Here is a 14414-nt window from a genome sequence, read left to right as displayed (position 1 = left end):
ACGCATAGTCAAGGGTGATCATGGGAAATACACGTCGGGATGGTTGAGCGCGATGAACAGTTCGCCGGGCGTCGAATCAATCCCTGGTCACGCTGGTCGCGTGCAATCGACGAGGCTCGAGCAAACCGAGAAGCTGACCGCGCCGGACCGGGTGGTCGGGGTACGGCGCGGCGCGGCCCTGATCGCGTGCGCTCTCACCTTCGGGCTGGTGCAACTGGATGCCACGATCGTGCAGGTTTCGTTGGACAGCCTGCGGACGGATCTGGGCGGCGGCATCGGCGCGGCCCAATGGGTGATCGACGGCTATGCAGTCCCGTTCGCGGCCTGCATGCTGGCCGCCGGCGCGCTGGGTGACCGCTTCGGTCACCGGCGCGGCTGCCTGGTCGGCTTCGTGATCTTCGGCCTGGCCTCGATCCTGGCCGCGGTGTCCGGCAGCTGGGCGTTGTTGATCACCGCCCGGGCGTTGCAGGGTGTCGGCGCGGCGGTCATGCTGCCGGCATCGTTGGCGATCATCAGCCGGCTCTACTCCGAACCCCGGAGCAGGTCCCGGGCGCTCGGCGTCTGGGGCGGTGTGGCCACCACCGGATTCGCCGCGGGTCCGGCGCTCGGCGGCCTGTTGATCACGCACTTCGGCTGGCCGTCGATCTTCTGGATCAACGTACCGGCGGCGGCCGTGATCGCTACCACCATTGGAATCCTGGCTCCCACCGATGTGACCGGACTGCACCGAATCCACGCCCTCAGTACTGTGCTGGGCATGATCGGACTGGCCGGTTTGACCGGAACCGTCATCGAAGCGGGCCAAGGCGAGTTGATCATGGCCGCCGGACTGTCGGCGATCACCGTCATCGCCGGCTGTGCTTTCGTCCGGACGGAACGTCGCACGGCTCGCGGCCACCGCAGATCGCGACCACCGGAGCCGCTGATTCCGCCCGGGTTGCTTCGTCCTCCGGCCTTCCGTTGGGCGTTGCTCACCGGTCTCTGCTTCAACCTGGCGATGTACGGGGCGTTGCTGTGCGTCAGTCTGACCTTGCAGTCGAGCTACGACTTCTCCGTCCTGCAAGGAGGTTTGGCGGTGCTGCCGATGGCGCTGGTGGTCAGCATCGGGGCCACCGGCAGCGGATACCTGGCGGCGCGAGTGGGGCCTCGGCCACCGATGATCGCCGGCTTCACCTCGGCCGCCATCGGCTCGGCGGTCATCGCCGTCGGAGGCTGGGCCGCATCACCGACCATGATCATCGCCGGTTTGACGGTGGTCGGCCTGTGCTCGCTGGCGATGCCGGCGATGACCTCGGTCGCGTTGAATTCCGCACCGATCGAGCACGCGGGACTGGCCGGCGGCGCACTGAACACGACCCGGCAGCTCGGCGGAGCGATCGGCGTTGCCCTGCTCGGCGCGATCCTGAACGTCGGGGGCGCCCGATTCGGCTTCGTCGAGGCGCTCCTGCTGGCAGCGATCGTCTGCGCCGTCGCACTCCTGAGTACGGTCAGAGCAACCACATCGACAGGAGCGGGACATGACCGGTGACGCGGATCTGTCGCGGATCGGCGAGTTGCTCTCCGATCGAGCGCGCAGCAGGATCCTGCTGGCGTTGTCCTCCGGCCGCGAACTGTCGGCCAGCATGCTGGCGACCGAGGCGGGCGTCGGTCGCTCCACCGCCAGTGCGCATCTGCGCAAGCTCACCGAGGGCGGGCTGATCGCCGTACGGGCTGACGGGCGCAACCGGCACTACCGGCTGTCCGGTCCGCAGGTCGCCGACATTCTCGAGCGGCTGACCCGGCTCTCGCCAGCCGAGCCGATCACCTCGCTGCGATCCAGCACCCGGGCAGCGCAGCTGCGGCTGGCTCGTACCTGTTACGACCACATTGCCGGCCGCCTCGGCGTCGGCATCATGTCCAGCCTTCTGCAGCGCGGGCTGCTGTCCGGCGGCGACGGCGACTACGACCGCGACCGAGCCGACCGTGATCATCCCGCCGGACCTGGAAATGATCTTGACTACGAGCTCACCGACGACGGCCGAGCGTTCCTTGATCATCTCGGCGTCGAGTTGCCGGGCGGCCGTCGTCAACTGGTGCGCTACTGCGTGGACTGGACCGAGACCCGGCATCATCTGGCCGGACAGGTCGGCCGTGGGTTACGTGATCGTTTTCTCGATGCCGGTTGGCTGGAACGACGCGACACCCATCGGGCGTTGCGGATCACCCAATCGGGTAAGCAGGTCATCCGCAACGAGTTCGGGCTGGACTTGGCTGCATCCTGACTGGACAACCGGCCACCTGCTGTCCGCAACACCGGTTAGGTTTCGTGCATGCCGATCAGTGCAGAGCGTCTGGCCAGGATGGCCTTGAGCCGGCAGTTCCCCGCCGTCCGGGGCCGCGGCCGGACCGCCGTGCTTCGCCTCTTCGACCAGCTGGGGCCGATCCAGTCGCAGGTGCCGCGAGCGCCGTTCCTGACCGCGGCGTCCCGACTGCCAGGCGTGCGGTACGAGACCGTACGAGACGCGTTTGTTGATCATGAACTGTTGAGGACCACGAATCTGCGCGGAACGGTGCATACCAGCCGCCCGGCGATCTTCGGCGCACTCGACACCACGGCGCGGGAGTCGCTGTCGGTAACCCAGCGGCGTGCGCTCGGCCTGTCCGATGCCGGCATCTCGACCACCCAGTTGAGAAACGAGATCGAGGCCTTCTGCCGCGGGGACTGGCGGCCTCGTACTGATCTGACCGAACACATCCGGTGCTGGCTGGCCGAACGCGGCGCGGTGATCAATCCGGGCACCAGTTCAACCATGGCGGCGAATCTGATCTGGGGTCACAGCGGGCTGTTGCGCCGGCCTCGCGATGATCACTGGGAGAAGCGCACCGATACGTTCCATCGCACGGCGGCCGATGTCGACCCGGCGCTGGCCCCGCATCCGGTCGAGGCGTCCATGATCACGATCGTCCGGACTCACCTGGCTGCCTACGGGCCGGCCACCCGCGAGGACATCGCCTGGTGGTCGGGTTCGCGGCTCACCCAGATCGACCAGGCCGTGGCCGCCCTCGACCACGAGTTGGCCCGACACACCGGCCCGGACGGCGAATCCTTGATCGATCTCGCCGACGCGCCGACCACCGGCCGCGACCCGGGCCTGCGGCTGCTGCCCGAGTTCGACGGACTGCTGCTCGGCTACGCACCGTCCGGCCGCGGTCGCTTCGTTGATCAAGAGAACTTGGCCCGGATCTGGGCCAGAACCAACGGCCTGTTCGCGCCGACGATGCTGTATCGGGGCAAGATCATCGGCCGCTGGCGTACGATGCCGGGTCGCCCTGCATCTGCCACGGTGATCGAACTACACCCCTTCCCCGGTGAGGAAGTTCCTGGTGAAGATGTGTTGGCCGGCCCGGTCGCCGACACCGCAGCCGCCCTCGATCTCAAGATCACCGACGTCCGGATCATCGCCGCCGAGTGATCACGATCAGCCAGGTGCTTTCGATCCGAAACCATGACATAGTACGTCCCATGTCCGCCTCCTCCGGAACAGCGTCGTCCTCTGACGACATCGTCGTCTTCGACCCGGCCGGAACCGGATACGACACCTTCCGCATCCCTGCGCTGCTGGCGATCCCCAGCGGGTCGACGGGTCGAACCGACCAAGATCATCACGTCCTGTTGGCCTTCTGCGAGGGACGGATCGAGTCCGCATCCGACAGCGGTCCGATCGAGCTGGTGCTGCGCCGCTCGCTGGACGGCGGTCGGAACTGGCAGCCGTTGCAGGTGGTCTGCCAGGCCGACCAGAAGACCTGCGGCAATCCGGTGCCGGTGCTCGACCCCGCTTCTGGCGAGGTGGTGTTGCTGACCACGCAGAACGGTGCGAGGGTCGACGAGGGCGCACTCGCCCTCGGCACCGCAAATCCGGCTGACGGCCGCCGTGTCTTCGTCCAACGCAGTGCTGATCTTGGTCTGTCCTGGACCGATCCAGCGGAGATCACCGATTCGGTCAAGGACCCCCGCTGGGGTTGGTACGCCACCGGTCCGGGTCACGGAATCGCTTTGCAGCATGGAGAAAACGCCGGCCGGCTCGTCGTTCCGGCCAACCACAACCGGATCGACGTGGCGGCTCGTGATCGGCTGAGTTCCAACGGCGGCCACTGCATTCTCAGTGACGACGGCGGGCACAGCTGGCGGATCGGCTTCACCGACGACAATCCGGACACCTTGATCAACGCCAACGAGACGACCGTGGCCGAACTGGCCGACGGCCGGTTGATCTTCAACGCCCGCAACCATCACGGCACCGGCTCCGCCCGGGTGCAGGCGATCTCCGAGGACGGTGGTGAGACCCTCACCACGCCCTACCGGGAATGTCCGGACATCGTCGCGCCCAACGTGCAGGCCGGCCTGCTCAGCCCGGACGGGCGGCAACTGCTGCTCACCACCCCGGCGCACCCGACGTCGCGGCGCGAGCTGACCGTCTACGTCAGCGACGACACCGCGAGCTGGCGTCGCGGCGCACTGATCACGGCCGGCCCCGCCGGCTATTGCGACGTCGCCGCGCTCGGCTCCGATCAATTCGGCGTACTTTACGAGGCAGGCAAGGAAGCGGCCCACGAGCGGGTCCGATTCCGTACGGCATCGCTGTCCTGCCTGGTCACTCCTTCAGACCTCGGGCGGCCCGGCCGGACCGACGCCGAACCGAACCAAGATCAACTCGTCGGCACGACCTCCGACAGGAAGGCACAATCGTGACCCACATAGCCGCCGCTTCGGACCGCCACCGACGGTTCGGCGGCGTGATCCCACCGCTGGTCACACCACTGACTCCGGCCGGCGACCTGGACACCGACTCGCTCGGCCGGCTGATCGAACACGTCTTCGACGGCGGCGCGAGCGGTGTCTTCCTACTCGGCTCCACCGGCGAAGGCACGTCGTTCACCATCGCCGAGCGAGAGCAACTGATCGGTGCGGCCGTGCAGCACGTTGCCGGGCGCGGACCGGTGCTGGCCGGCGTGCTGGCGCCGAGTACGGCGTTGGCCGCCGAATTGTGCCGCAGCAGCATCGACGCCGGGGCCGATGCGCTGGTGGCGGCGGCCCCGTTCTATGTCGCCACCCACCCGGTCGAGGTCGAGCAGCACTATCGGCTGATCGCCGAGGTGACCGGCGAGATTCCCTTGCTGGCTTACGACATCCCGGTCCGTGCGGGCAGCAAACTCCCGGCCGACGTGGTCCTTCGGCTCGCCGAGGACACAGTGATCGCCGGAGTCAAGGACTCCAGCGGAGTGATCACCGGGCTTCGAAAGTTGATCTTGGAACGGGAGCGGCTCGGCCTGACGGGCTTCTCGATCCTGACCGGTTCGGAGAACACCGCCGACCTCTGCGTGCTGCTCGGCGTGGACGGCATCATCCCCGGACTCGGCAACGTCGAGGTGGCCACCTTCGTCAACATCATCGAGTTGGTCCGAGCCGGAGAGCTGGAGAAGGCCGAGCTGGAGCAGCAACGCCTGCTGACCCTGATGGAGGTGCTCGGCGTACCGGATCAGCGGCGGATGAGCAGCAGTTCGGCCTCCATCGGTGCGGTGAAGGGTGCGCTGCAGGTCCTCGGGGTGATCGACTCGGTGCAGGTCGCGCCGCCGCTGCTGCCGATCGAGGCGGCCGAGATCGCCGGAGTTCGCGAGGTGCTGATCCGGTCGGGTGTGCTCCAGGTTTCCTCGTGAACGTTGCCCGGAGTCGCCCCCGCACCGCCCTGGACAACCAGAACTTCATCAAGGAACAGGTGAAGTCGCTGATCCTGGCCGCCGACCTGCACGCCGGTGATCCGTTGCCGACCGAGCAGCAACTGATGAGCCGGCTCGGCGTCGGCCGGCATCCGCTGCGGGAGGCGATGAAGGCTCTGGAGGCCGTCGGCATCGTGGAGATCCGGCACGGCTACGGCACCTACGTCGGCAACCTTTCGCTGCGTTCGCTGGAGGACGGACTCGCGTTCCGGATGACGCAGTCGATGGCCGGCGACCTGAAGGACGTACGCAATGTGCTCGACGTCCGGGAGGCGCTGGAGGTCGGAATGGCCGACCGGGTGATCGAGCACTATCGCGGCGAAGGCCTGGACCGGCTCGGCGAGATCGTCCAGACCATGGAGGAGATGGCGAAGCGGGGCGAGACCTTCGCCGAGCAGGACCTCGACTTCCACCGCACCCTCTACGAGCCGCTGGACAATCAGTTGATCATCGACCTGCTCAGCGTCTTCTGGCGGACCTTCGCCGACGTCAACGAACGACTGCCCGGTGATCACTACACCCCGGTCGATGCGGCCCGTTGGCACCGCAATCTGCTGGAGGCGATCAGGGAGAACTCGTCGGCCCGGTTCACCCGCGCGATGAAAGATCATTTCACCGGCATCAGGGTCCGCTTCGACGCCTCCGGGACCTGACCGGCAGCACGGTTTCGATAGGTTGGCGCCATGACTGTTCTGGTTACCGGCGGTGCCGGCTACATCGGTTCCCACGTGGTGCGGCTGCTGCGGCAACGCGGCGATGACGTGGTGGTCGTCGATGACCTGAGCAGCGGTGTCGCCGACAACATCGGCGACACCCCGCTGGTGCAGCTCGATCTGTCACGGCCCGAGGCGATCGACGCGCTGGTGACGTTGATCGGCGAGTACGAGGTCGAGTCGGTCATCCACATCGCCGCCAAGAAGCAGGTCGGCGAGTCGGCCCAGCGTCCTGCCTGGTACTACACCGAGAACGTCGGCGGGATGGCGAATCTCCTGCAGGCCATGGAAAGCGCCGAGGTGAACAAGTTGATGTTCTCCTCCTCGGCCGCCACCTACGGCAATCCCGACGTGCCGCCGGGATCGCGGATGAGCGAGGACGTGCCGAGCGCACCGATCAGCCCGTACGGGGAGACCAAGCTGGTCTGCGAATGGATGATGCGCGACGCGGCCGCGGCCTGGGGGTTGCGTGGTGTCGGGCTGCGCTACTTCAACGTGGCCGGTGCCGGCTGGCCCGAACTCGGCGACCCGACCAAGTTCAATCTGATTCCGATCGCGATCGGCGCCCTGGCCGAGGGCAAGCAGCCGGTGATCTTCGGCAACGACTACCCCACCGCCGACGGCACCTGCATCCGCGACTACATCCACGTGCTCGATCTGGCCGACGCGCATCTGGCCGCGCTGGACTACCTCGACCGTGAGGACCGTGACTACGACGTCTTCAACGTCGGCACCGGCACCGGCTCCTCGGTCAGCGAGGTGCTCACCAAGATCGGCCGCACGACCGGCTACGACGTGCAACCGGTGATCGGCGATCGTCGTGCCGGCGACCCGGCCGATCTGGTCGCCGACGTCTCCCGGATCCGCGACGCGCTCGGCTGGACCGCCACCCGTGACCTTGCCGCCATGGTCGACTCGGCCTGGCAGGCCTGGGAGCCGACCCACGGCGCACCCGCGGTGCCGCCGAGCTGACGGGTGGCCGCGCCGCCGCGATGAGATTTGTCTACGCGTTCGACGATTCGTTCGGTTTCGGGCAGTAGAGCGCGACGCGTATGCAGATCTCATCGCCACCTCGTACGCTCAGGGCGTGGACACCGCGATGATCACCGAACAGATCCGCAAGCAGCTGGCCGGGCCGAGTCCGCTGGAGATCGTCCAGGTCGGGGACCCGGTGCTGCGGCGGCCGGCCGCCGACGTTCCGGCTGATCTTGATCGTGGTCTGCTGGCCGAGTTGCTGGCGGCGATGCGGGAGTGCATGCACGCCGCACCCGGCGTCGGCCTGGCCGCTCCGCAGATCGGGCTCGGACTGCGGTTGGCGGTGCTCGAGGACGCGGCCGAGGTCAGCGCCGACGTCGCCGAGGCGCGGGAGCGACGGCCGCTGCCGTACACGGTGATCATCAATCCGCACTACCGGCAGATCGGGCACGACACCGCGCTCTGGTACGAGGGCTGCCTCTCGGTGCCCGGGCTGCAGGCGGCGACCGAACGCGCGGTGACCGTCGAACTGCGCTGCCTGGACGAGGACCTGGCCCCGGTCTGCGAACGCTTCACCGGCTGGCAGGCCCGGATCGTCCAACACGAGACGGACCACACCGACGGCATCCTCTACCTGGATCAGGCGGTGCCCCGCTCGCTCACCGACACCACCAACTACCTCGCCTACTGGGGCGGCGCCGACCTGCAGCCGGCTCGTACCGCACTGGGCTTCTGAACCGCGCGCACCTTCCCGTGCAGCTGAAACAGGGTCGTAACGCAGCAACGCATTGCTGCAACACGGGTCTTGCAGAGTGTGCTGCAACCTCGGGGCCGTCCAGCCGGCCGCTGTCCGAGGGTCCAGCTTTCCTCGCTCTGTTCACCGAAGGACACGACCATGACAGTCTTGGACGTCAACTCAGGCGACACCGCCTGGATCCTGACCTCGGCCGCCCTGGTGTTGTTGATGACACCCGGCCTCGCCCTCTTCTACGGCGGGATGGTGCGGGCGAAGACCGTGCTCAACATGATGATGATGAGCTTCGGCGCGCTCTGCCTGATCGCCGTCACCTGGGTGCTGTTCGGCTACTCGATCGCGTTCGGCAACGACGTCGGCGGCGGCCTGCTCGGCAATCCGCTCGAGTTCCTCGGCCTCAAGGGTCTGATGGCCGACACCGGAAGTTCCCTTCCCAGCATGGCTTTCGTCGGCTTCCAGGCCGTCTTCGCGATCATCACCGTCGCGTTGATCTCCGGCGCGATCGCCGACCGGGCCAAGTTCGGCACCTGGATGATCTTCGCCCTGATCTGGTCCACCCTGGTCTACTTCCCGGTCGCGCACTGGGTGTTCGCCTTCGACAGCTCCGACGGTTCTGTGGTCGGCGGCTGGGTCGCCAATCGGTTGAAGGCGATCGACTTCGCCGGCGGTACGGCGGTGCACATCAACGCCGGCGCGGCCGGTCTGGCGCTGGCCCTGGTGCTCGGCAAGCGGATCGGCTGGCGGCGTGATCCGATGCGGCCGCACAACCTGCCGCTGGTGATGATCGGCGCCGGTCTGCTCTGGTTCGGCTGGTTCGGCTTCAACGCCGGCTCGGCGTTGGCCGCGAACAACTCGGCCGCCATCGTCTGGGTCAACACCCTGACCGCCACCGGCGCCGCCGCACTCGGCTGGCTGCTCACCGAACGGATCCGGGACAAGCACGCCACCTCGCTCGGCGCGGCCTCCGGCGTGGTCGCTGGGCTGGTCGCGATCACTCCGTCCTGCTCGTCGGTCAGCCCGATCGGGGCGATTCTGCTCGGTGGCATCGCCGGCGTGGTCTGCGCGCTGGCGGTCGGCCTGAAGTACAAGCTGGGCTTCGACGACTCGTTGGACGTGGTCGGTGTTCATCTGGTCGGCGGCCTGTGGGGCACCATCGCGGTCGGCTTCTTCGCCACCAAGGGCGCCCCGGCCGGGGTGGACGGGCTTCTGTACGGCGGCGGCTTCGATCAGCTCTGGCGGCAGGTGGTCGGCGCGGTCTCGGTGATGGTGTTCAGCTTCGTGATGGCGTACGCGATCGGGTTCGCGCTGGAGAAGACGATCGGCTTCCGGGTCTCGGAGGAGACCGAGCGAACTGGGATCGACGAGGTGGAGCATGCCGAGTCGGCATACGATTTCGGCACCATCGCCGGTGGCCTGCGGGCCGGTTTCAGCGGTGGCGCACCCAGCACGCCAAAATCACACGACACCACCAAACGTGACCAGGAGGTGACGGCATGAAGCTCGTGACCGCGATCATCAAGCCGCACATGTTGGATGAAACCAAGACCGCTCTCGAAGCATTCGGCATCGAAGGCATGACGGTCAGCGAAGCCAGCGGTTTCGGCCGCCAGCGCGGCCACACCGAGGTCTATCGCGGTGCGGAGTACACCGTCGACCTGGTGCCGAAGCTCCGACTTGAGGTGCTCGTCGACGACGGTGATGCAGCCGATATCGTCGACGTCCTGGTCAAGAGTGCCCGGACCGGTCGCATCGGTGACGGCAAGGTCTGGACCACCAGTGTGGACGACGTCGTACGGGTCCGCACCGGGGAGCGCGGGCTGGACGCGCTCTGACGCTCAACCTGACCACCGAGCGCCTCAACGTCGCGATCCGGTCCTCCTGGGAAACCAGCGCAGGGCCGGATCGTCGGCGTTCGATGACCGCGGTCGTCGAGACCGCTCTGGTCGAGCTGTACGAGCGGGCGGGCGGGCCGGAGCTCGGCGTCGCCCTGGCCGCTGTCGGCAGCCTGGCCCGCCGCGAGCTCGGACCGTACTCCGATGTTGATCTTGTGCTGCTGCACGACGGCGCTGATCTCGGCAAGATCAACAAGCTGGCCGAACGGCTCTGGTATCCGATCTGGGACAGCAAGATCAAGTTGGATCACTCGGTTCGCACACCGGCCGAGTGCGCCGACGTCGCCGCCAAGGAGCTCACCGCCGGCGTCGGCCTGCTCGATCTTCGGGTGATCGCCGGCGACGCCGGGCTCACCGCGAACGCCCGCAGCCGGTTGCTGGACGGGTGGCGGTCCGGCGCCCGGAAACGGCTGGACGAGCTGATCGCCTCCATCGTCGAGCGGAACCAGACCTTCGGCGACGCGGCCTACCTGCTGGAACCGGATCTGAAGGAGGCCCGCGGCGGCTTCCGGGACATGATCATGCTGCGGGCGTTGGCGGCGACCTGGCTGACCGACCGGCCGCATCAGAGCGTACGAGATCCGTACGCCTTCCTGCTCGACGTGCGCGACGCACTGCATCTGTCCGCGGGCCGCAACGTCGACCGGCTGCTGGCCACCGAGGCGCCGGACGTGGCGCAGCGGCTCGGCTTCAACTCCACCGACGCCCTGGACCCCACCGATGGATTGCACCGTTCGGTGTCGCTGGCGGCGCGCCGGATCGGCCACGCGATTGACCTGACGGTCCGGGAGGCGCGTCAGGTCGTACCGGCCCGGCGGGTGATCGGATTCTCGCGCCGAGGCCGACGTCCGAACTACGAACGGGCGCCGCATGGTCTGGTCGTCCATCTGGGTGAGGTGAGTCTGGATCGGCTGACCTCACCAAGCGAACCGCTGATCGGCCTCCGCGCGGGCGCACTGGCGGCACAACGTGGGCTTGTGCTCTCCCCCGTCACGGCCGAACACCTGGGCAATCTGGCCCCGGCGCTTCCCGACCCGTGGCCGGACGAGGCCCGGGAGTCCCTGCTCGCGATGCTGTCGACCGGGCCCGCGCTGCCCCCGGTTTGGGAGGCGTTGGAACTCAACGGCTGCATCGGTCGCTGGATCCCGCAGTGGGAGTTGATCAAGGCCGAACCGCAGTACAACCCGATCCATCGGCACACCGTCGATCGGCACTCGGTGCAGACCGCGATCGAGGCGCACCGCCACCTGACCGCCGTCGAGAGGCCCGATATTCTCTTGCTGGCTTGCCTTTTCCACGACATCGGCAAGGGCCTGAAGGCTCGCGGAGTCGCCGGAGTTGATCATGCCGCCGGTGGCGCGCCGGTGGCGCGCGAGATCGTGCTGTCGCTCGGTGTCGCCGCCGAGGATGCGGCCCTGATCGAGTTGCTGGTGCGTGAGCATCTGACGCTGGCGACGCTGGCGACCCGTCGTGATCATGCTGATCCGGCCACCGTCGACGCGCTGATCGCCGCCGTCGATGGCAAGGCGTCGACGCTGAAGCTGCTGCGGGCGCTGACCGAATCGGATGCCCGGGCGGCAGGCCCGCAGGCGTGGTCGCCCTGGCGCGCGCAGTTGATCAACGCGCTGGGTGATCGGGTGCTGCTGCAACTGGAGGGGGAGGAAGTCCCTGCCGATGTCGGATCGGAGTTCGGCATCGGGTTGGCCCGGTCGGTGCTGCTGGACGGCCGGCCACGGATCGAGATGCAGCAACGGCCCGGCGGAGTGGAGTTGATCATCGCCTGCGCCGATCGGGTCGGACTGTTCAGCGACACGGCCGGTCTGCTGGCGGCTCACCAGGTCACCGTCCGGTCGGCGGTCGTCGGCACCATCGGCGGCGTCGCGGTGAACACCTGGCGGACGGACGCCAACCTCGTCGCAGATCTGCCCGACCGTGCCTATCTGGCCGGTGAACTGCTCCGGTTGGCCGACCATGATCAACGGGTGCTCAGTCCGGTACGCCGCCGGGAGGCGCGGGCGCATCGCCAGGATCAACCGCCGTACGTGCAACTCTTCGACTCCGCCAGCCGGACCGCTGCGGTGATCGAGGTCCGGGTGACCGATCGCGCCGGACTGCTGTACGCGCTCGGCGCCGCGCTGGCCGAGGCCGGGCTGTCGATCCGGTCGGCGCACATCACCACCCTGGCCGGACAGGCGATCGACACCTTCTACGTCACCGAGCCCGACGACACACGCCCGAGTCAGGACCGTTGCCGGCGGGCCGTCAGGATCCTGACCGAAGCCGCCGCCGGACCGGCCCGCTGACTCAGCCGGCGTGCTTCTGCAGCGTCGAGCCCAGCCGCGGCAACGCGGCCTGGACGTGATCGCCGGCCTTGCCGCGCAGCGGCTTGTACGCCTTCTTGATCACTTCGCGCGAGGTGGCGGCGACCTTCGCGTCGGTGACCGCCAGCAGCGCCTGCGACGCCTCGTCGCCGCGGCCGGCCAGGTACTTGCCGAACTCGGCCTCGCCGGAGGTCCGGAAGTCGTCCCAGAACGGATCGAGTGCCACTGCGCAGTCGGGCAACAACCGCACCACGGCTCGTTTGCTCAGATCCGGCATCACCTTGCGGACCGCTCCGTAGCCGGCCTTCACCGCCGTGCCGGAAATGCCCTTCTTCTCCCCGACCTCCTGCTCCACGACCACCACGAGATCACTGATCACGGCAGTGCGTGCCGGCTCGGCCAGCAGTTTCTCCGACAGACTCACGTGACTCCTCAAGGTTCGATGCAGCTGGGTGCGATTCGCCCGATACCGTACCGGCTGCAGCGGTCGACTCGGTCATTCCTGCGAATCCAGCCACCGGTTCAGGTCGGCCATCGTCGAGCGGAACGCCTGCTGCACGTCGACGTGGTAGCTGTCGGCGAGGATGAGAACCGACCACAGGCAGTCGGCCAGTTCATGCGCCAGCTTGGCGTCGAGGTCGATCGTGTCGCGGACTCCGTCTTTGCCCTGAACGAGCTTTGCCAGGTCTCCGACGTCGCCGACGAAACCGAGCATGATCTCCTCCGGCGTCCAGGATCGCCCGTATCGCCGGCTCTCGTATTCGCCGAACCGCGATCGCACCTGCCGCGCCGACTCCTGCAACTCCTGCAGCTCCATGGGCCGATTCCTCTCGTCGAGCGTGATCCTCAACGGCCACGGTCGCACTCACTCACGTGCGACGTCACCTGCAACCGCCGCGACGAGTCGATCGCAGGCCGAATCCCATCCCCAGGACCCGTCGAGGTAGCCCGACCAGGCCCGCGGGACGCAGTCACGCAGCTGCGGCCAGGCACGATCGAACAGCCCGGTCGCGCTGAGGTAAGGCTCGTAGTCGACACCGCGACGGCGCCAGGCCGCGGCGACCACCTCGCCCACCAGGTAGAACTGCACCACGTGCCACAGCTCGGGCCGATGCACGGCGGCGGTGTCGAGGCGGGCGTCGAGCGATCGGTAGAGCGGATCGGCGAGCAGATGGCAGGCCTCGTGCAGGACGATCTCCACCGCGGCCAGTCCCTGGGCCTTGCGGTGCGTGGTGGAACAGATGATGTGCGCCGGGTCGTCCGCCGTGTACGCCGGTCCGGTCCGGCCGACCAACACGGTGCTGACCAGTACCGGCGGCTCCGGTAACACCTGGCCGAAGACGTCCTGCAGGCGTGCGATCACCTCCGGCAGCAGCTGGTTCAGCCCGTCCGCAACCTCGCGGGTCCAGGTCTCGTTGCGGTCGCGATGTCGGTCCCAGTCGGTCGCCAGATAGTCCTCGACGAGTGGGTCGAAGATCTCCCGCCAGCCGGCCGGGGTTGTACCGTCGCGTCCGACCAGCCGGGATGACAGGTCCCGCATCGACGCGTCGAACAGCAGATCCCTGTCGATCAGCTGCTGCCGGTAGAAGCGCACGGCCGCCGGATAGCCCGCACCATCTCGGAGCGCGAGCTCGTCGTCGATCGTCTGCGCCTTCGGCCGCGTACCGGACTCGGCTGCCTCCTGCCGCCACGCGTCCGAGTACAGAAGGTTGTGCAGATTGAGCTCCGCATCCGTGCGGAACGTCAGATAGTCGTCGACGAACACTCCTGCAACCTAATCCGCCACGCATGCCGGCGACGCATATCAGCCCGGATGCCGGCGGTGTCACGCATTTGCCAACCGCGGATGGAAACCGAACGGCGACCCACCGCCCGCCGCGTGAGCACCGAGCATGGCCGCTCGGGTCAACTTGCGTGACGAAGGCGCAGGTTTCGGGCGGCGAGACCTGCACCTTCGTTACGCAAGTTCGTGAGTACGCTTCCCCGCTTCGGATGGAATACGACA

General features: G+C 67.7%; 14 protein-coding genes. 11 read left to right on the top strand and 3 right to left on the bottom strand.

Going from position 1 to position 14414, the window contains the following annotated elements:
- Positions 1-100 precede the first annotated feature (100 nt).
- The 11 genes from FOE78_RS09535 to FOE78_RS09485 all read left to right on the top strand — a co-directional run bounded on the left by FOE78_RS09535 (position 101) and on the right by FOE78_RS09485 (position 12391).
- A complete protein-coding gene (locus FOE78_RS09535) occupies positions 101-1528 on the top strand; it encodes an MFS transporter (protein ID WP_168207448.1) in 1428 nt (475 codons plus the stop codon).
- Positions 1518-2261 carry an ArsR/SmtB family transcription factor gene (locus FOE78_RS09530; RefSeq protein WP_143986074.1) on the top strand — a complete coding sequence of 248 codons (744 nt, stop codon included), beginning with the start codon at positions 1518-1520 and terminating at the stop codon, positions 2259-2261. Before FOE78_RS09535 ends, FOE78_RS09530 begins: the two co-directional genes overlap by 11 nt.
- 48 nt (positions 2262-2309) lie before the next feature.
- Positions 2310-3452, top strand: coding sequence for a winged helix DNA-binding domain-containing protein (locus FOE78_RS09525; RefSeq protein ID WP_143986073.1), 1143 nt, complete (start codon positions 2310-2312; stop codon positions 3450-3452).
- Positions 3449-4729 carry a sialidase family protein gene (locus FOE78_RS09520; RefSeq protein WP_143986072.1) on the top strand — a complete coding sequence of 427 codons (1281 nt, stop codon included), beginning with the start codon at positions 3449-3451 and terminating at the stop codon, positions 4727-4729. Before FOE78_RS09525 ends, FOE78_RS09520 begins: the two co-directional genes overlap by 4 nt.
- Positions 4726-5694, top strand: coding sequence for a dihydrodipicolinate synthase family protein (locus tag FOE78_RS09515; protein ID WP_168207447.1), 969 nt, complete (start codon positions 4726-4728; stop codon positions 5692-5694). Before FOE78_RS09520 ends, FOE78_RS09515 begins: the two co-directional genes overlap by 4 nt.
- Positions 5691-6407 carry a FadR/GntR family transcriptional regulator gene (locus FOE78_RS09510; protein ID WP_228266124.1) on the top strand — a complete coding sequence of 239 codons (717 nt, stop codon included), beginning with the start codon at positions 5691-5693 and terminating at the stop codon, positions 6405-6407. Before FOE78_RS09515 ends, FOE78_RS09510 begins: the two co-directional genes overlap by 4 nt.
- 30 nt (positions 6408-6437) lie before the next feature.
- Positions 6438-7439: a UDP-glucose 4-epimerase GalE gene (gene galE / locus FOE78_RS09505; RefSeq protein ID WP_143986070.1), complete on the top strand. Its 1002-nt coding sequence runs from the start codon at positions 6438-6440 to the stop codon at positions 7437-7439.
- Between the two features lie 115 nt (positions 7440-7554).
- A complete protein-coding gene (locus FOE78_RS09500) occupies positions 7555-8178 on the top strand; it encodes a peptide deformylase (RefSeq protein WP_143986069.1) in 624 nt (207 codons plus the stop codon).
- A gap of 159 nt (positions 8179-8337) precedes the next feature.
- The gene (locus FOE78_RS09495) at positions 8338-9693 is read left to right on the top strand and encodes an ammonium transporter (RefSeq protein ID WP_143986068.1); all 1356 of its coding nucleotides are present in this window, start codon (positions 8338-8340) and stop codon (positions 9691-9693) included.
- The gene (locus FOE78_RS09490) at positions 9690-10028 is read left to right on the top strand and encodes a P-II family nitrogen regulator (protein WP_143986067.1); all 339 of its coding nucleotides are present in this window, start codon (positions 9690-9692) and stop codon (positions 10026-10028) included. The genes FOE78_RS09495 and FOE78_RS09490 overlap by 4 nt, the downstream gene beginning before the upstream one ends.
- 83 nt (positions 10029-10111) lie before the next feature.
- Entirely contained in the window at positions 10112-12391 is a 2280-nt protein-coding gene (locus FOE78_RS09485; RefSeq protein WP_143986066.1) for a [protein-PII] uridylyltransferase, read from the top strand.
- 1 nt (position 12392) lies between these two features.
- Here the strand turns inward: FOE78_RS09485 and FOE78_RS09480 are convergent, their stop codons facing one another.
- The 3 genes from FOE78_RS09480 to FOE78_RS09470 all read right to left on the bottom strand — a co-directional run bounded on the left by FOE78_RS09480 (position 12393) and on the right by FOE78_RS09470 (position 14174).
- On the bottom strand, positions 12393-12833 hold the full coding sequence (locus FOE78_RS09480; RefSeq protein WP_143986065.1) for a DUF6918 family protein: 441 nt from the start codon (positions 12831-12833) through the stop codon (positions 12393-12395).
- Between the two features lie 72 nt (positions 12834-12905).
- Entirely contained in the window at positions 12906-13226 is a 321-nt protein-coding gene (locus FOE78_RS09475; protein WP_143986064.1) for a MazG nucleotide pyrophosphohydrolase domain-containing protein, read from the bottom strand.
- 48 nt (positions 13227-13274) lie between these two features.
- Entirely contained in the window at positions 13275-14174 is a 900-nt protein-coding gene (locus FOE78_RS09470) for a hypothetical protein (RefSeq protein WP_143986063.1), read from the bottom strand.
- Positions 14175-14414 lie beyond the last annotated feature (240 nt).

Origin of the sequence: Microlunatus elymi (assembly GCF_007362775.1) — a bacterium.
GTDB lineage: Bacteria > Actinomycetota > Actinomycetes > Propionibacteriales > Propionibacteriaceae > Microlunatus > Microlunatus elymi.
Note: the sequence above shows the minus strand (reverse complement) of the source record. Positions and strands in the feature narration are given on the sequence as shown.

Excerpts from the sequence above, each read along its gene's own strand:
- FOE78_RS09475 (WP_143986064.1), bottom strand. The coding sequence starts at position 13,226 with ATGGAGCTGCAGGAGTTGCAGGAGTCGGCGCGGCAGGTGCGATCGCGG.
- FOE78_RS09485 (WP_143986066.1), top strand. The coding sequence starts at position 10,112 with ATGACCGCGGTCGTCGAGACCGCTCTGGTCGAGCTGTACGAGCGGGCG.
- FOE78_RS09530 (WP_143986074.1), top strand. The coding sequence starts at position 1,518 with ATGACCGGTGACGCGGATCTGTCGCGGATCGGCGAGTTGCTCTCCGAT.
- FOE78_RS09490 (WP_143986067.1), top strand. The coding sequence starts at position 9,690 with ATGAAGCTCGTGACCGCGATCATCAAGCCGCACATGTTGGATGAAACC.
- galE (WP_143986070.1), top strand. The coding sequence starts at position 6,438 with ATGACTGTTCTGGTTACCGGCGGTGCCGGCTACATCGGTTCCCACGTG.
- FOE78_RS09495 (WP_143986068.1), top strand. The coding sequence starts at position 8,338 with ATGACAGTCTTGGACGTCAACTCAGGCGACACCGCCTGGATCCTGACC.
- FOE78_RS09525 (WP_143986073.1), top strand. The coding sequence starts at position 2,310 with ATGCCGATCAGTGCAGAGCGTCTGGCCAGGATGGCCTTGAGCCGGCAG.